This is a genomic window from Vibrio splendidus (genome assembly GCF_003345295.1).
Classification (GTDB): Bacteria; Pseudomonadota; Gammaproteobacteria; order Enterobacterales; family Vibrionaceae; genus Vibrio; species Vibrio splendidus_K.
The window spans coordinates 993,930-1,016,882 of sequence record NZ_CP031056.1 but is presented as its reverse complement, the minus strand read 5'-3'; the positions used below and the strand labels follow the sequence as shown (position 1 = coordinate 1,016,882).

24 protein-coding genes are annotated in these 22,953 nt (G+C 43.2%); 13 read left to right on the top strand and 11 right to left on the bottom strand.

The features are described from left to right. Nucleotides 1-307: 307 nt before the first annotated feature. The 3 genes from DUN60_RS20170 to dcuC all read left to right on the top strand — a co-directional run bounded on the left by DUN60_RS20170 (nt 308) and on the right by dcuC (nt 3,327). Entirely contained in the window at nt 308-1,027 is a 720-nt protein-coding gene (locus tag DUN60_RS20170; protein WP_114635238.1) for a winged helix-turn-helix domain-containing protein, read from the top strand. After that, entirely contained in the window at nt 1,020-1,526 is a 507-nt protein-coding gene (locus DUN60_RS20165; RefSeq protein ID WP_114635237.1) for a hypothetical protein, read from the top strand. Before DUN60_RS20170 ends, DUN60_RS20165 begins: the two co-directional genes overlap by 8 nt. Before the next feature lie 433 nt (nt 1,527-1,959). Then, on the top strand, nt 1,960-3,327 hold the full coding sequence (dcuC, locus tag DUN60_RS20160) for an anaerobic C4-dicarboxylate transporter DcuC (RefSeq protein ID WP_016785306.1): 1,368 nt from the start codon (nt 1,960-1,962) through the stop codon (nt 3,325-3,327). A 232-nt stretch (nt 3,328-3,559) separates the two neighbouring features. Here the strand turns inward: dcuC and DUN60_RS20155 are convergent, their stop codons facing one another. Both DUN60_RS20155 and narQ read right to left on the bottom strand, forming a co-directional pair. Then, nucleotides 3,560-4,192 (bottom strand): response regulator, encoded by a 633-nt coding sequence (locus tag DUN60_RS20155; RefSeq protein ID WP_004731316.1) that lies wholly within the window; start codon nt 4,190-4,192, stop codon nt 3,560-3,562. After that, a complete protein-coding gene (gene narQ / locus DUN60_RS20150; protein ID WP_114635236.1) occupies nt 4,179-5,909 on the bottom strand; it encodes a nitrate/nitrite two-component system sensor histidine kinase NarQ in 1,731 nt (576 codons plus the stop codon). Before narQ ends, DUN60_RS20155 begins: the two co-directional genes overlap by 14 nt. Nucleotides 5,910-6,162: 253 nt before the next feature. Between narQ and napF the strand changes: the two genes are divergently transcribed. From napF to DUN60_RS20120, 6 genes are all read left to right on the top strand, one after another. Further along, nucleotides 6,163-6,642: a ferredoxin-type protein NapF gene (gene napF, locus DUN60_RS20145; protein WP_017078318.1), complete on the top strand. Its 480-nt coding sequence runs from the start codon at nt 6,163-6,165 to the stop codon at nt 6,640-6,642. A gap of 23 nt (nt 6,643-6,665) precedes the next feature. After that, nucleotides 6,666-6,971, top strand: a complete 306-nt coding sequence (locus DUN60_RS20140) for a chaperone NapD (protein WP_004731320.1) — start codon at nt 6,666-6,668, stop codon at nt 6,969-6,971. Continuing rightward, the gene (napA, locus tag DUN60_RS20135) at nt 6,968-9,457 is read left to right on the top strand and encodes a periplasmic nitrate reductase subunit alpha (RefSeq protein ID WP_054545564.1); all 2,490 of its coding nucleotides are present in this window, start codon (nt 6,968-6,970) and stop codon (nt 9,455-9,457) included. Before DUN60_RS20140 ends, napA begins: the two co-directional genes overlap by 4 nt. A gap of 125 nt (nt 9,458-9,582) precedes the next feature. Continuing rightward, complete coding sequence (locus DUN60_RS20130; RefSeq protein WP_004731324.1) at nt 9,583-10,044, top strand: nitrate reductase cytochrome c-type subunit; 462 nt, start codon at nt 9,583-9,585, stop codon at nt 10,042-10,044. A 29-nt stretch (nt 10,045-10,073) separates the two neighbouring features. Next, nucleotides 10,074-10,655: a NapC/NirT family cytochrome c gene (locus DUN60_RS20125; protein WP_017105877.1), complete on the top strand. Its 582-nt coding sequence runs from the start codon at nt 10,074-10,076 to the stop codon at nt 10,653-10,655. A gap of 11 nt (nt 10,656-10,666) precedes the next feature. Further along, nucleotides 10,667-10,804: a TIGR02808 family protein gene (locus DUN60_RS20120; protein WP_004731329.1), complete on the top strand. Its 138-nt coding sequence runs from the start codon at nt 10,667-10,669 to the stop codon at nt 10,802-10,804. A 143-nt stretch (nt 10,805-10,947) separates the two neighbouring features. Here DUN60_RS20120 and phaC read toward each other — a convergent pair whose 3' ends face one another. From phaC to DUN60_RS20095, 5 genes are all read right to left on the bottom strand, one after another. Next, on the bottom strand, nt 10,948-12,774 hold the full coding sequence (phaC, locus tag DUN60_RS20115) for a class I poly(R)-hydroxyalkanoic acid synthase (RefSeq protein WP_114635235.1): 1,827 nt from the start codon (nt 12,772-12,774) through the stop codon (nt 10,948-10,950). A 75-nt stretch (nt 12,775-12,849) separates the two neighbouring features. Continuing rightward, nucleotides 12,850-13,197, bottom strand: a complete 348-nt coding sequence (locus DUN60_RS20110) for a phasin family protein (protein ID WP_114635234.1) — start codon at nt 13,195-13,197, stop codon at nt 12,850-12,852. Between the two features lie 110 nt (nt 13,198-13,307). Beyond that, entirely contained in the window at nt 13,308-14,519 is a 1,212-nt protein-coding gene (locus DUN60_RS20105; protein ID WP_114635233.1) for an acetyl-CoA C-acetyltransferase, read from the bottom strand. 26 nt (nt 14,520-14,545) lie between these two features. Then, on the bottom strand, nt 14,546-15,286 hold the full coding sequence (locus tag DUN60_RS20100) for an SDR family oxidoreductase (RefSeq protein WP_054545568.1): 741 nt from the start codon (nt 15,284-15,286) through the stop codon (nt 14,546-14,548). 530 nt (nt 15,287-15,816) lie between these two features. Beyond that, nucleotides 15,817-16,494, bottom strand: coding sequence for an SH3 domain-containing protein (locus DUN60_RS20095; protein WP_114635232.1), 678 nt, complete (start codon nt 16,492-16,494; stop codon nt 15,817-15,819). Between the two features lie 96 nt (nt 16,495-16,590). On the opposite strand from DUN60_RS20095, the gene DUN60_RS20090 reads away from it, so the two are divergent. Both DUN60_RS20090 and DUN60_RS20085 read left to right on the top strand, forming a co-directional pair. Continuing rightward, on the top strand, nt 16,591-17,166 hold the full coding sequence (locus tag DUN60_RS20090; RefSeq protein WP_114635231.1) for a hypothetical protein: 576 nt from the start codon (nt 16,591-16,593) through the stop codon (nt 17,164-17,166). Between the two features lie 269 nt (nt 17,167-17,435). Further along, nucleotides 17,436-17,678 (top strand): hypothetical protein, encoded by a 243-nt coding sequence (locus DUN60_RS20085; protein ID WP_017062621.1) that lies wholly within the window; start codon nt 17,436-17,438, stop codon nt 17,676-17,678. Between the two features lie 170 nt (nt 17,679-17,848). Here the strand turns inward: DUN60_RS20085 and DUN60_RS20080 are convergent, their stop codons facing one another. Next, nucleotides 17,849-18,307: an Lrp/AsnC family transcriptional regulator gene (locus DUN60_RS20080; protein ID WP_114635230.1), complete on the bottom strand. Its 459-nt coding sequence runs from the start codon at nt 18,305-18,307 to the stop codon at nt 17,849-17,851. Between the two features lie 149 nt (nt 18,308-18,456). Here DUN60_RS20080 and DUN60_RS20075 point away from each other — a divergent pair, with 149 nt between their 5' ends. Further along, on the top strand, nt 18,457-19,386 hold the full coding sequence (locus DUN60_RS20075; protein ID WP_114635229.1) for a DMT family transporter: 930 nt from the start codon (nt 18,457-18,459) through the stop codon (nt 19,384-19,386). A 158-nt stretch (nt 19,387-19,544) separates the two neighbouring features. Then, on the top strand, nt 19,545-20,000 hold the full coding sequence (locus tag DUN60_RS20070; protein WP_086050854.1) for an exoribonuclease R: 456 nt from the start codon (nt 19,545-19,547) through the stop codon (nt 19,998-20,000). A 33-nt stretch (nt 20,001-20,033) separates the two neighbouring features. Here the strand turns inward: DUN60_RS20070 and DUN60_RS20065 are convergent, their stop codons facing one another. The 3 genes from DUN60_RS20065 to DUN60_RS20055 form a co-directional block, all read right to left on the bottom strand. Next, nucleotides 20,034-21,407: a sensor histidine kinase gene (locus DUN60_RS20065; protein WP_114635228.1), complete on the bottom strand. Its 1,374-nt coding sequence runs from the start codon at nt 21,405-21,407 to the stop codon at nt 20,034-20,036. 45 nt (nt 21,408-21,452) lie between these two features. Then, a complete protein-coding gene (locus DUN60_RS20060) occupies nt 21,453-22,184 on the bottom strand; it encodes a response regulator transcription factor (RefSeq protein ID WP_086050852.1) in 732 nt (243 codons plus the stop codon). 82 nt (nt 22,185-22,266) lie between these two features. Next, nucleotides 22,267-22,947, bottom strand: a complete 681-nt coding sequence (locus DUN60_RS20055; protein WP_114635227.1) for a spondin domain-containing protein — start codon at nt 22,945-22,947, stop codon at nt 22,267-22,269. Nucleotides 22,948-22,953: the final 6 nt, after the last annotated feature.

Sequence of the window (22,953 nt, the reverse complement as noted above, 5' to 3'; positions counted from 1 at the left end):
TTTATTCGTAGAGAGCAAGGCAACACAGAGTTGGAATGACACGTTGATAAAACTACGTAAGAAATTTGAGCAGTTAACCCACACCCACTAAATCAGCGTCACCCGTTAATGATCCAATAGCTACTAACGGCAAGCACCTGAAACCGCATTAAACAACCTAAAAAAGGTATATAAGGAAATCTAATTAGATTAATAATCAACATAAATTCAGTTACTTAAATATCAAAGACGATGAAATCGGTAAGTTTATGTTTGTTGTAAGATTTGTTATATTTAGGTTAGAACGCTTATAACAATGAGAACCCAGATGTCTGCTGAATTTATTATCAATGATGATATACAGGTCAATTTAGAAGAGAATGAAATCCATCACTTTAAGACGGGCCGTACCTACCCAATAGGTTCTAATGAATCAGAGCTGCTTAAGTTTTTTATCTCGAGACCCAATGAGGTGATCACTCGCCAAGTTCTGATTGAACAAGTGTGGGTGTCTAAAGGTATCTACGTTGAAGATGGTAGCCTAATGCAGACCATCTCGATTTGCCGAAAAGCATTAGAAGACAAGAGCGGGATGATCATCGTCACTGAACGCGGTAAAGGCTACCGATTTGCAGGACAAGTGACACAAGACAAAGAAAGCGCGCTGCGTAAAATTCAATCGCAACCAAAACAAGAAACGAAACAACCTGAAGACAATACGGCGACAGATAGCATAGCGACAGAAAATTCAACAACCGAGACAACGGCCGCAGCGAAAAAAACAAACAGTGTAGTAGCGCTGGTTACATTATTTTTGGTGACTGCAGGTTTATCCCATTATTTATTTTCTTATTTAGATAGAAATAACCTAGGCGAAGATCTCGTGGGTCAGCATTTTATCTCTTGTAAAATCGAATCCGACGAATTCACTTTTAATGAATTATTCAACGTCACGCTTTATGAATATAAGGAACGAAAAATCATCATCGATAATTCAGGAAAATCTCTGAGCTTTCCAGCAGGATTTAAAGGAGTGACTTGTGAATAACAAAAAGAATACAGTAATTTTTGTGGTACTGCTTGGCGTATTAATCGGTTGGCTTTCTACCTTTATTCCGAAGTCACACCTTGCAGGGCATTATTTAGCAAATACAGCTTCGATTATTAACCCGTCCAATAATATGATTCATAACCAGTCTTCTATTAACATCGAATTTAAGAAGAATGACAGTTATGACCTATTATACGTGTCGACCAAGCAAGTCGGTTTTACGTCATCGGGATCTTACTCTGTCACTCAACACGACATCTCACTCGATGAGAACCAACACCAGCAAATCATCCCGAATCGCCAGTTGTCGTTTTACGAAAAAGTCATGATAAGTGAAGGTTCTACCCTATCTTCTGACGCGATGCCTTACATTCCATTGAATAGAGAAGAGTTTTTACTGGTGACGCGCTATGGGATGATTCATTTTTGTAAGAAGGTAGTCTGCTCTGAGCTGTCAACGTATTCAAATGACATTCCTGACGTTGATATGAACTAAGCTCACTCGCTATTTTCACCCTAATTATATTTTAGTGCCAGCTTGTGTTTTAACGCTTACTTAGGGAAATAAGTAGGCGTTAAGCGTCAAAGCTAAGATTCTCACCTCTTTACTCCGATAAATACCCACTTCGTTACACATTCCCTTCCAAAGTACAAAAAACACTCACGATTTATAGAATAATGCATCCATATGCAACTAGAACAAACAAAAGTGATCCAAGTTATATTCTAACGAGCTACAAAATTTGTTTATTAACATCTAAACAACAGTAGTTAATCACGATTTACAACCACAATTAACATCGAAAAAAATGTTTGTCTTAGATCATATCAACCTCAACTATGCCTCGTGCCACAGTGCAGTTTTCTGTACATTCATTGTCATATTCTGAAACACTTTCTTATATTTTTTAAACTTTGTGGAGATTTCTATGTTAGAGCTCTTGATCGGATTAGTGATTACCATCGCTGTTGGTTACTTTATTGTGAAAGGCTATAAAGCGGCAGGCGTATTACTAACTGCTGGCCTTGCCCTACTTCTTATTACTGGCCTTATTGGTCACACAGTCTTACCAGCTAAGGTCGCTTCAACAGGTAACATGGTTACCGACTCACTAGAATTTGTTAAGTACATGCTTCAGTACCGTGGAGGCGGCCTAGGCATGCAAATCATGCTTCTTTGTGGCTTTGCTTCTTATATGACGCACATCGGCGCAAACAACGTGGTAGTGAAACAATTCTCTAAACCGCTTGCTGCTATCAAATCTCCATACGTACTTCTTGTTGCGGCTTACATCGTAGCGTGTCTAATGTCTCTAGCAGTAAGTTCTGCAACAGGCCTTGGTGTGCTATTGATGGCTACCCTATTCCCAATGATGACGGCAATGGGTATTTCACGCCCGGCAGCGGTTGCAGTTTGTGCGTCACCTGCAGCAATCATTCTTTCACCAACTTCTGGTGATGTGGTTATTGCAGCTGAAAAATCAGGCATGTCTCTTGATGTATTTGCCGTTCAAACGGTACTACCTGTTTCTATCTGTGCAATCATCGTGATGGCTGCGGCCGCTTTCTTCTGGAACAAGTATCTGGATAAGAAAGAAAACACACCAATGGAAAAAGTAGACGTTTCAGACATTGAAACAACGGCACCCGCTTTCTACGCTGCACTGCCATTCCTGCCTATCATCGGTGTATTCCTATTTAACGGCCGTACGATTCCAGGCCTTTCACTTGATATCTACACCATCGTCGTGGGCTCTATCTTCGTGGGTGCTATCATCGATTACGTTGTGAAGAAGTTCGACGGTGAGAAAACATTAGAAGACCTAGATTCTTGCTACCAAGGCATGGCTGAAGCATTCAAAGGCGTAGTAATGCTGTTGGTTGCGGCGGGCGTATTTGCTCAAGGCCTAATGTCTATCGGTGCTATTGATAACCTAATCGGTCTTGCTGAGTCAGCTGGTGCTGGCGGCATCGCGTTAATGCTTATCCTAACGGGTCTAACGGTTGCAGCTGCTATCGCGACAGGTTCTGGTAACGCACCTTTCTATGCATTCGTAGAACTGGCTCCGTCACTGGCGGCGAAAATGGGCTTGAACCCAGCGTTCCTAATCATCCCAATGCTTCAGGCATCGAACCTAGGCCGTACCATTTCACCAGTCTCTGGTGTAATTGTCGCGACATCTGGTATGGGTAAAATCAGCCCATTTGAAGTAGTAAAACGTACGTCTGTACCCGTAATCTGTGGTCTTATCACGGTTATCTTCGGTACGCTTGTTCTAGTACCAATGGCAGCTTAATTGTCAGTAAAACAGACATGATTATTTGGATATAAAATGCCCTAACAAAAAGGCGCTGAACTTAATAAGTTCAGCGCCTTTTTTCATGTCACGTGTTCAAAATCATTAGAGGTTATTGATGCTAAATTAAAAGTTATCACGAGAAACTGTCGTTAAAAGCTCACGTTATTTGCCCCTAATATTTACAACCAACAGTACGGCTTGAAATAGTTTTATTTCAAAGGAACAAGCCCTACTTCATGTCACCATAGCGTTCTAGGTACAGAACCGTTGCTGCAGTACGTGAAGGAACTTGTAGCTTTTTCAGCAAACTCTTCATATGTACCTTAACTGTCGATTCAGAAATGAACAGATGGTCTGCGATCTGCTTGTTGCGGTAGCCTTTTGCAACTTCTTGAAGGATCTGCATTTCACGTTCAGTCAGTTGGTCGAAGATGTCGTTGCGGCTCTCAGCATCATTTAAGTAACGAGATACAACACTGCTGTAGGCTTTGTCGCCATGGTGCGCTTGTTTCAGTAATTCGATGAGTTCATCGGGTTCAGTGTCTTTAAGCAAGTAACCATCAGCGCCCGCTTTTACAATTGCTTCAATATCTGCAGGGCTGTCAGAAACCGTTAGAATAACGATGTTAGCGCTTGAGCCATCAGTACGAAGTGCCTTTAACGTATCAAGGCCAGACATGCCTTTCATATTAAGATCCAAAAGGATCAAATCAGGTTCTTCTTCATGGGCAAGAGCGACCGCTTCAGTACCGTTACTTGCTTCTGCAATCACTTCGAATTCATCTTCAAAGCTCAGTAATTGGCTTATACCTCTGCGCATCAATGGATGATCATCAACCAGCATTACTTTACAAATCGTCAACTTTAACTTCCTTCAAACTTTTATATTTCAATATGACTGTACAGCCTTCACCTTGAGCCGCTTCAATCGTTAAGTCGCCATTCAGTCTTGCCGCACGCTCCTGCATAATGCTCATCCCATAGTGGTTCATCTTCGAACTACTTGGGTCAAAGCCATCTCCATTATCCTTAATCACGACGAATACTTCACCTTCCTCATCGATACAGCATACATCTATCAAGTCGGCATTGGCGTGTTTTATTGCGTTTATTGTTGCTTCACGAATCAATTGAAGCAAGTGAACCTGACTGTGCGCATCAAGCTCAATCGATGAAAGATTATTGGTTAGGTTAATCTTCGCTTCTGTTCTTTCGCTGAGTTCTTCAAGCATGGTGCTCAAAGCCTCTCCGAAGTTGCCCTCTTTTATCGTCAACCTAAAGGTTGTGAGCAACTCTCGTAACTGAGTATAAGCATCAGCCAAACCGTTACCGATCTCCGACGCTATTTGTTCCGACTGCTCTCGGTGTTGTTGCTCTGGCAGTTTGCCAATCACACGCTTCAGCAATGTCACTTGGATTTTCAAATACGACAGTGACTGAGCCAGTGAATCATGCAGTTCACGTGCAATTGTTGCACGCTCTTCCATAATAATAAGCTGCTCAGCTTTTTTTTGCGCGCGATTATAGTAGATAGCTCGCGATAAGAGTTGGATAAAACTCTCAATCAGCGTCCTGGTTGAATGGCCATGATGATATGAACAATATAAATAGCCCAAGATAAGCTCATTATCATCCAGCTTCATTTCAAATTTTTCATAATCTAAGTTCGAATCGTACCCTTCATCCATAATCAGTGAACGACCTGAGTTGTCTACAATCTCTAGCCTTAACGATTCGATGCCTTCTAAGCTCACGAGGTGTTGCAGGATTGCTCGGAAGTTCTCTGGGGCGATACGAGTTACGGTCAGCTCTTGTGAAGAGTGATACAACGCCTGGAGTGATTGGTTAGCGTTTTGTAGCTCTATTGTCTTAGCATCCACAACGTCTTCAAGATTTCGATAGAGCGCACCCAAGTCTTTCGCCATTGAGTTAAATGTCTTGGTCAAAATACCCAATTCGTTGTTATTGGTGACCTTCAACTCGACTGCAAAATCACTATTTTTGATTCGCTGACTGGCGCCAACGAGTGCATGTAACGGCTTAACAACTTGTTTACGGACAAAGTGAACAACAAAAAGAGATATGACGAGAATTCCCCCTAAGCCAATACCACCAGCCCATGCCAACTTTATCAGCTTATCTTCAGAGAACTCTTGCAGCTTAAAAACGAAGCCATCGATTTCAGCAACGAAGTTTTCAACTAATACGAGATAGTGCTTCCGGTCTTCGCTGCTTAATACCTGTTTAAGCTCGTGCCAACGACCAATAATTAAATAGTAATCTTCGGTGATGTCTGTAGGAACTTCCCAACTGACCAAGTTGGCCATTGAAGGGGAATAAAGAGAACTTTCGAATTCACGAATATGAGAATCATAATCAGCTGATTCTATTTGAATATCATGCGCTAAACGATAGCTTTGCATACGCATTGAGCCAGCCACGTTAACCGCCTCTGCGTCGTTGAGACTTGACGCCAATGTGAAGATAGCAAAACCAGTAGTGGCAACCGAAAGGAGCAGTATGGACAATAGTGATTTAGCTATTGTACTCGTTACAGATGAAACTGGTTTAATAAGCAAAATCAAAATCCTGAAGGTATATAAGTGGCTGTCCGAAACCTATTGTCACACATCAAAAAACAGAGCTCCATTCAATATGTGACCAAACGCTTCGTAATTTATTGATCTAAGACAATATAGGATCCTATTTAGCCCTTAAGGGGTATTTATACAAATATTTCTAAAACTACACTACTTGTGAGGATAAATGACAAGATATTAACAAAACAATGATCTACAATTACAACATCTTAGCAACATTAGTAGGCATTTAGTGGTAGACCTATCGAGACGACGCCTATTTTCTAGGCGAAAAGTAGATTCAAGCCAGATTCGATTGCCTTGGATTAACAGCCTAGAAAGCTTTACAGATGACTGCACTCGCTGCGGTAAATGTATCGAAAATTGTGAGACTAAGATAATCATTGTAGGCGATGGTGGTTTTCCTACTGTCGATTATTCAAAAGACGAATGCACTTTTTGTTATCAATGTGCTGACGTTTGTCCTGAACCAATTTTTAAACCCAAGGAAGAAACACCTTGGCAAGCAAAAGCAAGTATCTCTGATAAATGCTTAGCGCAACAAAATGTTGAATGCCGAAGCTGTGGTGACATGTGTGAACCTATGGCTATTCAATTTCAACTTAGAGCAGGCAGTGTTGCTCTACCAAAAATCGAGTTAGATGAGTGTAACGGTTGTGGAGCCTGCGTAGCAGTTTGCCCTACTTCAGCTATTCTTGTGAGTAATGCATAAAACAAAAATAACGAGAGCAATTTATGGCACTAAATGAAGTGCATATATCAAGTTTAGTCGTGCATGTGAGCCCAGAGCATCTAGACGAGATCAAAGCACAAATCGAGAAATTCGATAACGCAGAGATTTACGGCAGCAGCCCTGAAGGCAAAATCATAGTAGTCCTAGAAACCGAAAACCAAGGTTTTGTAACGGACACCATCGAAGAAATTAATAATATTACGAACGTTTTAGGCACAGCTTTGGTTTATCACCAAATCGAAACTGAGCTCGACGAAACGGATTTAGAAACTGGAAGCAACAATTCTCAACTTGAGGGTGAAGTATGAAAATGACAAGACGCGCGTTTGTGAAAGCAAACGCAGCTGCATCAGCGGCAGCCGTTGCCGGTGTAACTCTGCCAGCAACAGCAACCAACCTGATTGCTAGCTCTGATCAAACAAAAATCACGTGGGATAAAGCGCCTTGTCGTTTTTGTGGTACGGGCTGTTCGGTACTAGTTGGTACTCAAAACGGTAAAGTGGTTGCGACTCAAGGCGACCCAGAAGCACCTGTAAACAAAGGCCTTAACTGTATTAAAGGCTACTTCCTTTCAAAAATCATGTACGGTAAAGACCGTCTTGAACAGCCTCTTCTTCGTATGAAAGACGGCGAGTTCCACAAAGATGGTGATTTTACACCAGTATCTTGGGACCAAGCTTTCGACGTAATGGCCGAGAAATGGAAAGCCGCTCTGAAGAAAAACGGTCCAACAGGCGTTGGTATGTTCGGTTCAGGCCAGTGGACTGTAATGGAAGGCTACGCAGCCGTTAAGATGATGAAAGCGGGCTTCCGTTCAAACAACATCGATCCAAACGCTCGTCACTGTATGGCTTCTGCGGTAGGTGCATTCATGCGTACCTTCGGTATCGATGAGCCAATGGGTTGTTACGATGACTTTGAACACGCAGACGCATTTGTACTGTGGGGTTCAAACATGGCAGAAATGCACCCAGTACTATGGACTCGTATTACAGACCGTCGTCTAAGCCACCCACACGTTAAAGTAAACGTACTGTCTACTTACTACCACCGTTCTTTTGAGCTTGCAGACACGGGTTATATCTTCGAACCTCAATCAGATCTAGCGATTGCTAACTTCATTGCTAACTACATCATTCAAAACGATGCCGTTAACTGGGACTTCGTGAACAAACACACTAACTTCAAGCAAGCAACGACAGACATCGGTTATGGCCTTCGTGACGACGATCCACTACAGCAAGCCGCTGCGAACCCTAACTCAGGCAAAATGACTGATATCAGCTTCGAGAACTACAAAGCTTCTGTTGCTGAATACACCGTTGAGAAAGCGTCTGAAATGTCAGGTGTCTCTCAAGATGATCTAATCAAACTTGCGAAGCAATACGCGGATCCAAACATCAAAGTAATGTCACTTTGGACTATGGGTATGAACCAACATACTCGTGGCGTTTGGATGAACAGCCTTGTGTACAACATCCACCTTCTAACAGGTAAGATTTCTACTCCAGGTAACAGCCCATTCTCACTAACTGGCCAACCATCTGCGTGTGGTACAGCTCGTGAAGTTGGTACGTTCTCTCACCGTCTACCAGCAGATATGGTGGTTGCTAACCCTAAACACCGTAAGATCGCAGAAGACATCTGGAAACTTCCAGAAGGCACTATCCCTGCTAAACCGGGTGCTCACGCTGTTGTTCAAGACCGTATGCTTAAAGACGGCAAGATCAATGCGTACTGGGTAATGTGTAACAACAACATGCAAGCTGGTCCAAACATCAACACTGAACGTCTGCCAGGTTACCGCAACCCAGACAACTTCATTGTATGTTCTGACCCATACCCAACGGCAACAGCTCAAGCGGCTGACCTTATCCTTCCAACAGCAATGTGGATCGAAAAAGAAGGTGCTTACGGTAACGCTGAACGTCGTACACAAGCATGGTACCAACAAGTTAAAACTGTGGGTGACGCGAAGTCTGACCTATGGCAAATCATGGAGTTCTCTAAGCGCTTCACTATTGAAGAAGTTTGGGGCGAAGAACTGGTTGCGAAAATGCCTGAGTACCGCGGCAAAACCATGTACGACGTGCTTTACAAAAACGGCAACGTTGATGCATTCCCACTGTCTGAAGCTCAAGAGCTTAACGACGATGCACAAGCTCAAGGTTTCTACGTTCAAAAAGGTCTATTCGAAGAATACGCAGCCTTTGGTCGCGGCCACGGTCACGATTTAGCACCATACGATCGCTACCACCAAGTTCGTGGTCTACGTTGGCCAGTTGTTGACGGTAAAGAAACACTATGGCGCTTTAAAGAAGGTTCAGATCCATACGCTAAGAAAGGTTCTGATTGGGACTTCTACGGTAAGCCAGATGGTAAAGCGCTGATCATCAACGCTCCATACGAAGCGCCACCAGAAGTACCAAACGATGAATACGATATGTGGCTATGTACAGGTCGTGTTCTTGAGCACTGGCATACAGGTACTATGACTCGTCGTGTACCAGAACTTTACAAAGCAGTACCGGATGCACTTTGTTACATCCACCCTGCTGACGCTAAAGCTCGTGGCCTTCGCCGTGGTGATGAAGTTCTTATCGAAAACAAACGTGGTGAAGTACGCGTTCGTGTTGAAACTCGTGGTCGTAACCGTCCACCACAAGGCTTGGTATTCGTACCATTCTTTGATGCAAGAATTCTGATCAACAAGTTGATCTTGGATGCAACGGATCCTCTGTCTAAGCAGACGGATTACAAGAAGTGTCCAGTTAAGATCACTAAGGTTTCTTAAGCGCCAATTGCTTTTGGAACCTAGATACAAGATCTAACGTATTTAATATTGCGACTACTTTTTTCATCACTTTTTGAAAGAAGTAGTCCACTCAAAGAATTAGCCTTTAGGCGGAGAAATTAACCATGAAAAAACTGATTACTGCCCTACTATCAGCTGGTCTTTTGCTAGCTGGTGCAGTTCAAGCTCAAGCTGAGCTGGATAACCCAGGCGGCATTGGTGGCGTAGAATCTCTACGTGGTGCAAGTGAACTTGAAGCTACTCGTGCAGCAGATGACTTCAAAAAGTTCCCTCGTGACCAAGTACTCGAGAGTGACTACGTATACCAACCACCTCTAGTGCCTCATACTATTCGTAGCTATGAAGTTTCTCTTAACGCAAACAAGTGTCTTTCTTGCCACAGCTGGAAAAACGCAAAAGAAATGGGTGCTACTAAAGTGAGTGTAACTCACTACATGAACCGTGAAGATGCGGTACTTGCAGACGTATCACCTCGTCGTTATTTCTGTCTACAGTGTCACGTACCTCAAGCTAATGCTAAACCACTAGTTGAGAACGAGTTCAAACCTGTAGATTCACTGCGTTAATCGTAGCCAGACGGTAAGAGAGGCTATATATGATAAAATTACTTAAAGCGTTTTGGAAAAGACTCGCGACACCAAGTAAAGCAGCGGTAGGCGTTGTACTTTTCTTGGGATTCGCAGGCGGTCTTTTGTTCTGGGGTGCATTTAACACAGGTATGCAAGCAACCAACACAGAAGAGTTCTGTTCTGGTTGTCACGCTCCTATTGTTGCTGAAATCCAAGAAACAATTCACTACTCTAACCGCTCAGGCGTTCGTGCTATCTGTTCAGATTGTCACGTACCTCACGAGTGGACAGATAAAATTGTTCGTAAGGTTCAGGCATCTAAAGAGTTGTACGCGCACTTCATTGCAAAAACCATCGATACTGAAGAGAAGTTCAAAGCACGTCGTGCTCACCTTGCTGAACGCGAGTGGAAACGTATGAAAGGCAATGACTCACTTGAGTGTCGTAACTGTCACCAGTTCGATTACATGGACTTCTCAGAGCAGAGCCCTCGTAGTGCGAAACAACACTCAACTGCGCTAGCTTCTGGTGAAAAAACGTGTGTAGATTGCCACAAAGGTATCGCACATAAACTACCAGACATGCACGGCGTTGAAGGCTGGCAATAAGGAGCGATTGAATGAGTACTTTAGAAAGCGTAATTTGGCACATCCTAGGTTACAGTGCTATGCCAGTTATCATTCTTGGTGGCTTTGCAGGTGTTGCAGCCGTATCTCTTTGGCTTTTATCTATGACTAAAGACAAAGAAATCGATTAGAAATCGAAATTGCGTCAACTTTTACCAGTTATTTTTGAGATGAGTTGACACTAGAAAGCCACTGAATTCAGTGGCTTTTTTATTGTCTGGCATTTCTTACTTCTACTGTAAGGTATTTCTACTGTTAAGTAAGAGGCAAAACGTTAAGCTTGGTTTTCCGAAGCTTCTGGATCGACGTTCTCTTTATCGACATCTTCCTTATCAACAATCGGCAGCACCTGTTTTACATAGTTACCCGGAGCCTTGCCAATCACAGGATGAAGCTCGGAACCTTGATTGAAAGGTTCGATTTTCTCGTCAGCTTCAAAGCCTTGTAACCATTGATCCCAGTGTGTCCACCATGAGCCTTCGTTGTGACTTGCGTTATTTAGCCATTCGTCAGCAGAGTCGTCTAGGTTGTCGTTCAACCAGTAGCCGTATTTCTTTATCTCTGGATGGTTAACAATGCCGGCAATATGACCCGACTCACCCAGAACAAACGTTTTGTTTCCACCAGTGTTCAATGCACCACGGTAAGTCCCTTGCCACAAAGCAATATGGTCTTCTTTGGCTGAGATAAAGTAGCTTGGAATTTTGATCTTATTCAAATCAATCCAAACACCGCCTACTTTTACGCCTTTGTCTTGAACCAGTTTGTTTTCAAGATAAAGCTCTCGCAGCAAGAAGTTATGGCATTTAGCCGCCACGTTAGTGCTATCACTGTTCCAGTACAGAAGATCAAACTCCATCGGGCTGCTGCCTTTGAGGTAGTTATCGATGTAATAGTTCCAGTATAAGCTGTTCTCTCGAAGCAAACTGAACGTCACGCTCAACGAGCGACCATCCATATAACCTTTAGCGTCGTTCTGTTTCTCAATAGCGTCGATTATCGTCTCATTGATGTACGCCCCAACCTCACCTGGCTGCGAGAAATCTAATAACGTGGTAAAGAAGGTCGCCGTTTTTATGCGCTTCTTCATACGCTTAGCCGCATAGTAAGCCACTGTAGATGCGAGTACCGTACCGCCAATACAATAACCTGCGGCATTGATTTGCTCTTTGCCGGTGATGTCTTCAATAGCTGTGACCGCCTTAACGACACCTTCCGTGACGTAGTCTCCGAATTCTTGGTCTTTCTGTGCCACACCCGGATTGCGCCAAGACATCATAAATACGCTATGCCCTTGTTCAAGCAGCCAACGCACCATCGAGTTCTTTTCTCGAAGGTCGAGAATGTAGTACTTATTGATAAACGGCGGAACGATCAACAATGGTGTCGCATTGACTTGTGGGGTCTTCGGGTGATACTGAATCAATTCAAACAAATCATTTTGGAAGACGACATCACCTTCTGTATTCGCAACATCCACACCCAATCGGAATGCATTATTGTTGGTCATACGGATCTTAAGGATGTCGGCACTCGCTTCCACGTCCGCTTGCAACTGCTCTAACCCATCAAGAAGGTTTTCGCCATTTCTCTCAAGAGTCAGCTTCATCAGCTCCGGGTTAGTCGCGATAAAATTACTTGGGGACATGGCATTGATAGCCTGACGTGAAAAGAACGCTACACGCTCTTTGGTTTTCTCGTCAATGCCTTCAATCGAGTTGATGGTATCGATATAGCTTTTACTAAACAGCAAGTAAGATTGCTTGATGAAGCTATAGAAAGGGTCGTTCTTCCATGCATCATCGATAAAACGCTTGTCACCACGATCTTCAGCGATAACGCTCTCGGTGTTACCCATCAGTGCAGCGTTTTGCCAGATTTGCAGTTGCTGTTCCCACCATTGGGATTGCAGTTGAAGTAGAACGGCTGGTTGGTTTGCGGCTTGCTCAAAAATTTTCGATGCGTCATTAAAATTCAATTCTTGCATCGCTTTATTTAGGGGAGATTGCGCGGCTTCCTTGTTTTGTTCAAAATTTTCCCACCATTGCTGGTTCGTTTGTTGAAGCTTAACAAGGTAGTCCGAAAAGAAGTGTTGAAACATAACATGACTCCAATAATCGGAAAATCGCCACCAAGCGGCACAGGCCAACCTGTACCAACTTGAAGGCGACTAATTTTATGCAGGTGTAACTGTTTTCAAGTTTTCAGTTGTTAGTGTTTCAACATCTTCTTTGAACTCTTTTGCAGCAGCTTGCATTTTTGAGCTATCAATCATCATCTGTTGAGACAATTGAGTAAGTGCCGTTAGTTGCTGGCCGTTAAAAGCGGTGAGGCTATTTACGTCTTTGATTTCACTGACTGCTTTCATTTGTGCAAGACCCATATCGGTATAAGTCTGCAACGCATTCATTTGAAGTTCAGTCATTGTTTGAACGTTCTTTGCAACCAACTTATTGAATTTCAAGTACGGTTCGAACTGCTTTTCAGTTTGGTCTGTGATTGTTTTGAAAATATCCGTGTACATAAGTAACTCCTGGTGAATACATAGTTAGTGAAGAAATAGCTTAATAAAGAAATAGTTAAAAAATAAATAGCTTAAAAAACCAATTTGGCTCGCCTACGGCACATCGAGTTCTAACCCTCGATACCTTTCAGCAAAACAGCGGTTCCCATTCCCCCGCCCACACAGAGTGAAGCAACACCATAATTGGTATGTTGCTCGATCATCTCGTGGATGAGTGAAACAATAATTCGGTTACCTGATGCCCCTAAAGGATGACCAAGTGCAATAGCGCCACCGTTGACATTAACTTTAGATTTGAACGCTTCAAGCGGCAGATCATGTTGTTCAGACAACTGGTACATTACGCCTAACGCCTGTGCAGCGAAGGCTTCATTCAGCTCAAATAGCTCAACTTCTTCTAAAGTTAAATCCGCTTTATCTAGCGCTTTAGATACTGCTTCTACTGGGCCCAATCCCATGATCTTTGGGTCTAAACCCGATTGTGCGTAGCTGCTCAGCTCTACCAGTGGAGTCAGGCCGTATTTCAAGACCGCAGATTCAGACGCTAAGATAATGGCACTTGCGCCATCATTGATGCCCGAAGCATTACCAGCGGTGACCGTTCCTTCTCGGTCGAAGGCTGGACGAAGCTTTTGTAGAGCTTCGAATGTCGCGTCTGACTTCGGATACTCATCGGTATCAAAAGTGACGGTTTGTCTGCGTTGCTTAACTTCTACAGGGACGATTTGCTCGTTGAACTTACCCGCTTCAATTGCGGCTACCGCTTTCTGCTGGCTTTCTAACGCGTAGTTATCTTGTGCGAGACGCGAAATATTTAACGCGTTGGCGATGTTTTCAGCGGTCATGCCCATGTGGTAGTGATTGAACGCATCGGTTAACCCATCACCCACCAACAAGTCTTTCATCGAGATGTCACCCATCTTGTGTCCGTTGCGAATACTCGGTGGCACAATAAAAGGAATCTGAGACATCACCTCAACACCCGCCGCAATAACGACTTCAGCATCTTGTGCTTTGATGTGCGACGCTGCGTCCATCACCGATTTCATGCCGCTGCCGCAAATCATGTTCACACCGTATGCAGGTGTTTCCTCAGGTAACCCTGCATAGATGGAAGCCTGACGAGCAACCCCCATACCTTGACCTGCCGAAATCACATTACCAACGATCACTTCATCAATCGCATCCAACGAAAGATCTACGGACTCCAACGCGCCTTTGATCGCAACGCCAGCCAACTCACCCGCAGATACGTTTTTTAGCGACCCGGTGAATGCACCAATAGGAGTACGTTTAGCCGCAACAATAAATACTTTTTCCATGATTCTATTCCCTTCAGTTTCGCCAATTAGTGCATGTACAAGCCGCCATTCACAGACAATGTTTCGCCTGTAATGTACGCGCCAGATTCACTTGCTAAAAAGCCCACTGCGTCTGCAATTTCTATAGGCGTCGCTAAACGTTTCATTGGAATTTGGTTTTTAATTGAATCAAGGACTTCAGGCTTCATTTGCTCAACCATAGGTGTGCCTGTGTAGCCAGGGGCAACCACGTTTACTGTCACTCCACTTCTTGCACCTTCAGCCGCCAGTGCTTTTGAAAAACCAATCATTCCAGCCTTTGCTGCGGAATAATTGGTCTGTCCGAACTGACCTTTAAGACCGTTCACTGAAGAAATGTTGATGACTCGGCAGTTGCCCTTTTCACACATCGGAGCAAACAGAGGCTGTGTCACATTGAAAAGGCTATTGAGGTTAGTCTCAATCACATCTTTCCAAGCTTCGGCATCCATCTTTTTGAAGACGCTGTCACGAGTAATACCTGCGTTGTTGACCAAAACATCCACCGTGCCTTCTTCTTCTAACAACTTGCTTAAGCTCTGTGCACATTCAGCGGTGTTGGTGACATCTAATTCAAACAATCGTACTTGATCTTCAGTAAATTGCTTTTCATTAAACCAATCCAGTGCGCACTGATAATTCCCAGTAAAATAGGTCGCGATAACACGATAGCCATCCGCGACTAATTTAGAAGAAATTGCTGAGCCGATACCGCCTTTTGATCCTGTAATTAAAGCAAGCTTTTTCATTAATGGTTCCATCCCTTACAAGCGATTAAATAACAATGATGTTAATAAGATAATGTCTTAGTCGATAATTAAACTTTACGTTTTTCTTTAATTAAACCCTACAGCTCAAAATCAAAAATTATTATTACAAATATAAAATATTTTCGTATCATGATTAAAAACTAGACTTTCGTCCCAAAACCAATGAAATGTTACATGGATGTAAAACCACACAATACTTTGATTTTAATAAGGTTTATTTAATTTTACTTTTATCACCAAGCAGATAAGTCTTTGTTAATACGAGACAAACCTATATCTCTCAGCTTGTTTCAAGAAGAATGCAATGTGGGGATTTGAAATGATTGATCATGATAATAATAACAAAACTCTAATTAGCCATTAATAAATGGTTCCTTATCATTCTATATAAACCTCAATATAATTAACGTTCTGGATTGGAAAGCTGAACATTATGAATAGACAAAAAAAGCCCACTCAATCTATGAGTGGGCTTAAGTAAATGTTATTAATAAATAGAGCGCAGGATTCTACTTCGTAAATATTTCATTTGTATTTACATCTAAATAAATTTTATTTTCAAGCGATAGTCCGCCGCAATAAATAAAATAGACATCTCGGTCACTGTACTTTACCGATTTCACCCAACCACCCAATTCTTCGAAGTCACTTGGGTCACATTCGCCATCAGAGATCAGCTCAGCAACCGTATTGCGGAACTTCTCTTTATGGATCTTAAGATCGTCGGATTTAACCAAATATGAATCCAATATCTCTATGCTTTCTTTCTCGGAAATAATCACTTCATCATTAGATAGGCCAGACATCGAAACCCATTCGGCTGTCTGTGGCCCGCCTTCTTTTAGAACGATGTAATCTGAGATACGAGCCCATTCGCCTTGTTTCTCTAACACTTCGACCTTTTCACCTTTATAGAGGTAATCTGTTATCAACCCATCAATTTCAGGCTGCTCTACCACTTCAAGCTTTCTATCCAGAACGTAAAACTCTGTCTGTTCTGGCTCAGGTTTAAGTTCCATGATCGGTTTTAAATCAGCTTCAGGCTGAGCAACTTCTTCAACGGACTCTTCGGTTTTGTCTGCTGGTGGTGAGTCTTTCTTCATAACAAAGAAGTAGTACGCTGCTCCTCCTCCGCCCAATATTAACAACACAAGTAAAGCGATCAGCGCTTTTTTCATCAAATCCACCAGCTCTTCCGTCTTAGGTATCTTTTAAGTGTACATCAACTCATGCTGCTGCTCATCTATACTCTCAATAGAGAACGCAGTAAGTAGAGGAAAGTCATGAGTTTTTGGGTGAAAGTTATCATTGTGAGTGTACCTTTGAGTGCTAATGTCGCGCTAGCAAACCATTGTGACCGTGAAAACTGGCAAGTACTGTTGGACCGCCAACTCTCATTTGAAGGGCGGTACAACCAATACACTAAAGAATTCAACCAAGTTCTCTCAACCTATAAATCACAAACGCTGTTATCCAAACATTTCACCAAAAAGCAGATCATTGAACTTTGGGCAAAGTACGAACAAAGGTTTAATTTACAGCTCAATAGTCATATGAATACCGCTTACGATGTCTCTGAGGTTCTATTAAAACAGGCATACGTTGTGTCTACCGAGCTAGATGGGACGGAATCTCTAACGCATTCTTGGCAAGCCGTGGCTAAACATTGCACCAACGCAAAACTACCACGACAGACAGAAAGTGCGCTGGTGCATGTACAAAGCTCACAATCACTCTCCCGAGAGCTCCATACACTCAGTGAAAAGTTCCGTCAGCTATCTTCAAAATACCGCAAAGAAGCCACGATGATTGACGAAGCACGCCACACAAATCAACCGACAAACGATGGCCCAAACTGAAAACATTACTAGGTTTCATCGCTTTCTCGACTGGATTTTTCCGATAAATATGCTTCCCTCAAGCCAAAATAGTCAGATAAGTCGTTAATCAAAGCTTTATCAATAAGTTGTAAAACTAATGTGCGAACTATCAACAATAAAGTTCAATTTCCGACCAATGCAAGCGAGCATATGAGATATTCATCACAAAATAGGTTTACAAACGCCAAGAAATTGTTATCATGATTATTCATATAACTTAATAACAAGAAACATTTTGGCTAGGTAATATGCAAAAAACTATGGCTTTCAACTGCTTGAGTAACACGGAATGGACTGCGGAGATAAGAGGTAAACTTTTATCTGTAGCTAAACACATGGAAGAGTTCGGTTCAGTAAGTGAGCTAGAGCTATGTAAGATATTTGGAGAGACGATTTGGAATGACGGTGTGGATTATCATTCACATGCTTTCTCATTCAGAATTAACGCTCAAACTGGGGATTGTTCAATCTCTAACTTTAAGTATCACTAAGTTTTGCACCTATCATATACGGAGTGCCTTTCGCGAGGCGCTCCGTTTTTTATTGCTGCGCATTTGGTATTTGACGACAGTCTTTAAGAGCAGCGGCACCCTAGTTTAACAACGAAAGTCATTTCGTTTTCAGCTCATTTCCCCCAAAGACGTCTCCCCTACCTATAAGCTTAGTCAGTATAAACCGGAAGTGGCGCATTGCCTTTCACTTGCCTAATCGCAAGATGAGTATGTATATCTTTTACGTTAGAGAGCCGTTGTAACTTTCGGGTAAACGCTTCGTAAGCCATAAGGTCAGGACTAACAACTTCCAACAGATAATCATAAGCGCCAGACACCACGTGGCAACTTATCACCTCTTCCATATCTACAATTGCGCCTTCAAACTTATCGATCGACAATTCTTGGTGGTTGTTTAAGCTCACCTCAACAAACACACTCATTGCGATGCCGACCTGTTCTCGCGACAGGCTCACGCGATAACCGTCAATGATTCCTTTCTCTTCCAGTCTTTTGATGCGCCTTGCGCACGGTGAAGCCGACAAGCCAACCTCATCAGCTAGCTCAGCCGTGGTTAGCCTACCGTCTTTCTGAAGCAACTCAAGAAGATGTCTATCAATCCTATCCATAGTAAATACCGATCATTGGTTAAATTCATTAACAATTAGGAAAATATTAGCAGAAATCATCAACCATAACTCAAGTTAGAACAAAATTTGCCAACCTGTGGCACACCAAGTACCCCATAATGAGTCATCATCCACTTTCCTTGTTTATTATGAAGCTTGGCTACCTATCTATTATTGTCACTCTGCTCATCTGGGCGAGCTTTTTCCTTTCTCTTAAAGGCGGCGCAAATTCAGACTTAACACCTGCAGACATCGCACTGACTCGATTCCTCATTCCTGCATTGGTGCTATTGCCTTTGATGTGGAAAGCGCGCAGCACGATCGTTGCTGTCCCGAATCGATACTTGGCTGGTATGTTTGTGGGGTGCGGGTTGCCTTATTTACTCGTTGCAGGGACAGCCATGCAGTTTGTTCCGGTATCACACGGGAGTGCCTTGGTTCCGGGAACGCTTCCTCTGTTCGTAACAGGGATCGCTGTACTCTTTTTTAAGCAGCCACTTAGCCGACACCGTGTCGTTGGTTTAGGTCTGGTTTTGCTTGGAATATTGTTGTTTCTGGGAAGTAGCCTAACCAGCTTCAACTTTGAATACACCAAAGGTCACTTGTTGTTTTTGTGTGGCAGCCTGATGTGGGCGACTTTTACCATCTCAGCACGTGTTGCCAATCTTAATGCACTTGTGAGTGCAGGTTTCATTTCATTCGGTTCCACTTTACTATTGCTGGTCCTCATCATGACAGGAACCCTCCCTAGCCATTTGATGGACACACCAATTTCACAATGGCCAGTTACTGAGCTTGCAGTGCATTCAGCTGTGCAAGGTGTGGGCGCCGGCTTAATCGCGGCATTCACATATTTATATGCTGTTAATACTTTAGGCGCTGAGCGCTCTGCTGCTTTTGGCAGTGCAACACCCGCTGTTGCAACCTTGTTGGCGATCCCACTGTTCAACGAAATTCCGGATACGATGACTTGGTTAGCGCTTGGTTCGATTTGCATCGGCAGCTTGGTCGCGAGCAACATTTTCATGAAGCATGACAAGTCTATGCAGTATCAACCGCCAAGCCATAGCAAAGCCTGATGCTGCGTTTGAACCAACGTAAAGTTGCCCTAAGCATCGATCTTAGGGCTTGTAGTACATAGATAAGCCCACAAACGTAGGCTTATCTAAAATCTGCTTTTTCTGAGCTCGCTTCTCCATTAAACTGTCCGACCTTTTTGCAGATCCAAGAGAACACCATGCAACGCGATTACACTTTAACTTGCTTAAACAACATGCCTCGTGAAGAACTAGAAGAATTTAGTTTAAGAATGATTCATCGCCTTGTCCCTGAAGATGCAATGACGGAACTGTTTACGTTCGAACAGGAAGAAGTGACCAATGAAGAGCGTATGCAATCAGCAAAGTTTGATGCGATGTTGCGAATGACAGCAATCGCGCTGAGTGAAGTGAATCTTGCGTTTAGTGAGTCGGATAACTCACAACAAAACATCGAACGCATGACTCGACTATTGCTTTGGCACTTCTATGCAATGTCGTTCAACCTTGAGCAAGCGATCAGCCTTGAAATTCACTGTGACAAAGTCGAGAAGATTTTGTTGAAAGCACCGACAGAAGCATTTGGTTGGGTAAAAGAACTCACAGAGTTGCTGCACTTCTATGCTGAGGTAAATGAAGGCAAAGAAAACGGATAGACTCGAATATCTCCGAATCGAAGGCAGACAGAACTATACCGAAGGCAAGTAGAAACTTTGCTGAAATGAGTTCTCTGCCTTTGTTGTTTCTAACACGCTATGATGCAACATCAGTATCGACTGAGCGATTTTGGTGCCAATACCTAACGAACCATTAGGTGCTTCTCGTTCAACTTCATTATGGATAACGACCTTCACCCGTTTTGAATCCGATTCTAAACCTACATCTAACGACACCATTGTTCCGCTCGGGCTATGCCTCAACGCATTATCTAGCAGATTCAAGATCAGCCTCTCAAGCAAATCACCATCACCTACAGCCTTGATTCCTTTAGGTATATTGACGTTCAACTCAACATTCTTGTGGCGATACTGGCTTTGTATCGTTTCCAAGCATTCGTTCATCAACATATTGAAATCGATTGAAGTGTATTGATATGTAGGCACAGGATTATCATTCTTGGCGCTATCGAGTAGTGAATGGAGCTGTTCAGACAACTTGTTGCCATTGCGGTAAGCGACGTCAATCAACGGGTCTGACTGCGGATTTTTAATCTTCCACGTTTCTAGATAACCCAACACACTCGACAGTGGCGTTTTCAAATCATGACTGAGCTGTAATAAGCTTTGTCTACGGTGTGATGACTGATACTCAAGCTGCAAGAATTGTTGTTGAATGTGTTTCGCCATCAATTGATAAGAACGCGCAATAGGCACTAATTCTGGTACTTGGTGTGTGAAATTAGGTTCTAACCTAAAATCTTGTTCTGCTTGTTGCTGCAATTTATTGGTTACCGCCTCTATTGGGTTCAACAAGCTGCGTTTCACTAACAGATATGCACCAATTGCAAAGCCCAAGATAGAGACCAGCACAAGCCCTGCTAGCGCGATATATGGCGTATCAACCTGAGAGTTGGTGATTACAGTATGGCGATTACTGCCAATCACCACATACAAATACCCCACGGTTGAACCTAACTCTTCAATCGCCGCCACAGAAAATACTTTAGCAGAGCCTGGGTTGATCGGGTCTTCGCCCAAAATGGGATATGGCTCGTCGTTTAAGAACTGTTGAATGGGTGCTAGGTCTATCTGATTCGCTAACACAGTGCCTTCCGGTGCAGCATGAGTCGTAATATTGCCCTGACTATCAAGAAAATAGATATCGAAATCTGGCCCTATCAACATCAAGGTATGGAAAATAGATTTGAGTGCTTTAGGGTTGTAGTCGGTCCCAATCATGAGAGGATTATCATCACGCATATGAACCGCGAGCTCTTTATGTAAGCTCTGCTTGGTTCTTTGTTCTATGGTCTCTTTTTGCCAATGATAGGTGTAAGCAATCACCACACTCACGAGTAGAAACCACAAGCTTGTGAACAGCACTAAACGCGATTTGAAACTCATGTTTTCTCCTCGAAGGATCTTAAGCTTAGGACGCGACACATAGACCTAAGCTTTTGACTCAAACTTATAGCCAACACCCCAAACGGTTTTGATAAAATCATCATCGCTATTCGGCATCGCAAGCTTGGTTCTTAAGCGGTTGACTGTGCTACAGACGGTATGGTGGTAGCCAGAGTGATGAGTGTTCCAAACATGATCGAGCAACTCGTCTTTGCTGTATACACGTCCCGGACGGGTTGCTAAGAAATGAAGTAAGGTAAACTCGGTAGCAGTCAGCGGTACGTCTTGATTATTGAGTGACACCTGATGGCGTTCAGGTTGAATAATAAGCCCGCCAAAATTCATAGTTGATTCTGCTGTCACAACCTCTTGAGTCGCTGATTCAACATGGCTTAAACGGCGAAGTACGTTCCTCACTCTTGCTTGAAATTCAAGAACGCTGAAAGGCTTCGTTATGTAGTCATCAACACCAGCTTCTAAACCCGACACCTTGTCTAGCTCCGCATCTCTTGCCGTTAGCATCAATACAGGTGTCCAGTCCTCTTGCTGACGTAACATTCGACAAAAATCGAGTCCATCACCGTCTGGTAAGCCACGATCCAGTACGATCAAATCGAAATGACCATCTTCATAGAGCGCCTGAGCCTTTTCAATCACATTGGTCCTGATTACGTCATGGCCTTGGAACTTAAGATGCATCTTCACCAGTTCAGCTAAGTCATCATCGTCTTCAATCAACAATATGTTTGCCATCAAATTTACCGCAGCATTATTCATGATCCCTGCTCTATTCGGAGTCTACCCACCTTTCAATTGACCGGAACAGAACAGGAATTATTTCATCGTGCTTTCAACCCTATTATTCAGTTCGAGTAATAGTGATTCTTGCGCCTGGGTTAAGGAAGCGGTGGTTGCCACTTAGTGCCGACGTCGTCAGGCCATCATCTTGGCTTATTACGCCTGCATGGAAACTCACTACATCCGTGTCATTTCTTGCAGTGTTAAAGCCTTCACCACCACCGGCAGGCCCCGGAATCGTTGCAGCAAGCTCGTCGTTCAATTCCGTTCCTGAATCCCAAACATTCATGTTCATGACGAAGGTGTCACCCACCGCTAATGACTTGAGCGACAAACCGGATTCACCAACAAACGCATCATTAGTGTTCACCAACATGGAAGCGACGGAGAGGTAGTCTTCTTGGTTAGGATTGACACGGATTGAAACAGTGTCGATTTCACCAGAAAGAATCAGTCCATTGCCAGAGATGCCTTGATAAACATTGGCGTCACTGCCACTGAGTGCAAGCAATTGTGCATTACTGCCACCTTCCGCTAAGTATTCAAGATCGACCGAGGCACTTTGCCCGACTTCAAACAAGTTGAAGGTATTATTGTGAGTCAACACTGCGAGCGGTGACATTGGTTGATTGGGCGTGAGGTTCGTAACACTCACATCATAACGATAGTAATCGTCGTCATCGTCCGGACAACCTGCTAACACAGCCACAGATGCAGCGATAAATAGAATTCTAGCTTTCATACATCC

What these genes read in the sequence shown, in the direction of transcription:
- DUN60_RS20170 (WP_114635238.1), top strand. Translation starts at nt 308, where the DNA reads ATGTCTGCTGAATTTATTATCAATGATGATATACAGGTCAATTTAGAA.
- dcuC (WP_016785306.1), top strand. Translation starts at nt 1,960, where the DNA reads ATGTTAGAGCTCTTGATCGGATTAGTGATTACCATCGCTGTTGGTTAC.
- DUN60_RS20140 (WP_004731320.1), top strand. Translation starts at nt 6,666, where the DNA reads ATGGCACTAAATGAAGTGCATATATCAAGTTTAGTCGTGCATGTGAGC.
- napA (WP_054545564.1), top strand. Translation starts at nt 6,968, where the DNA reads ATGAAAATGACAAGACGCGCGTTTGTGAAAGCAAACGCAGCTGCATCA.
- DUN60_RS20130 (WP_004731324.1), top strand. Translation starts at nt 9,583, where the DNA reads ATGAAAAAACTGATTACTGCCCTACTATCAGCTGGTCTTTTGCTAGCT.
- DUN60_RS20125 (WP_017105877.1), top strand. Translation starts at nt 10,074, where the DNA reads ATGATAAAATTACTTAAAGCGTTTTGGAAAAGACTCGCGACACCAAGT.
- DUN60_RS20120 (WP_004731329.1), top strand. Translation starts at nt 10,667, where the DNA reads ATGAGTACTTTAGAAAGCGTAATTTGGCACATCCTAGGTTACAGTGCT.
- phaC (WP_114635235.1), bottom strand. Translation starts at nt 12,774, where the DNA reads ATGTTTCAACACTTCTTTTCGGACTACCTTGTTAAGCTTCAACAAACG.
- DUN60_RS20110 (WP_114635234.1), bottom strand. Translation starts at nt 13,197, where the DNA reads ATGTACACGGATATTTTCAAAACAATCACAGACCAAACTGAAAAGCAG.
- DUN60_RS20105 (WP_114635233.1), bottom strand. Translation starts at nt 14,519, where the DNA reads ATGGAAAAAGTATTTATTGTTGCGGCTAAACGTACTCCTATTGGTGCA.
- DUN60_RS20100 (WP_054545568.1), bottom strand. Translation starts at nt 15,286, where the DNA reads ATGAAAAAGCTTGCTTTAATTACAGGATCAAAAGGCGGTATCGGCTCA.
- DUN60_RS20090 (WP_114635231.1), top strand. Translation starts at nt 16,591, where the DNA reads ATGAGTTTTTGGGTGAAAGTTATCATTGTGAGTGTACCTTTGAGTGCT.
- DUN60_RS20085 (WP_017062621.1), top strand. Translation starts at nt 17,436, where the DNA reads ATGCAAAAAACTATGGCTTTCAACTGCTTGAGTAACACGGAATGGACT.
- DUN60_RS20080 (WP_114635230.1), bottom strand. Translation starts at nt 18,307, where the DNA reads ATGGATAGGATTGATAGACATCTTCTTGAGTTGCTTCAGAAAGACGGT.
- DUN60_RS20075 (WP_114635229.1), top strand. Translation starts at nt 18,457, where the DNA reads ATGAAGCTTGGCTACCTATCTATTATTGTCACTCTGCTCATCTGGGCG.
- DUN60_RS20070 (WP_086050854.1), top strand. Translation starts at nt 19,545, where the DNA reads ATGCAACGCGATTACACTTTAACTTGCTTAAACAACATGCCTCGTGAA.
- DUN60_RS20065 (WP_114635228.1), bottom strand. Translation starts at nt 21,407, where the DNA reads ATGAGTTTCAAATCGCGTTTAGTGCTGTTCACAAGCTTGTGGTTTCTA.
- DUN60_RS20060 (WP_086050852.1), bottom strand. Translation starts at nt 22,184, where the DNA reads ATGAATAATGCTGCGGTAAATTTGATGGCAAACATATTGTTGATTGAA.
- DUN60_RS20055 (WP_114635227.1), bottom strand. Translation starts at nt 22,947, where the DNA reads ATGAAAGCTAGAATTCTATTTATCGCTGCATCTGTGGCTGTGTTAGCA.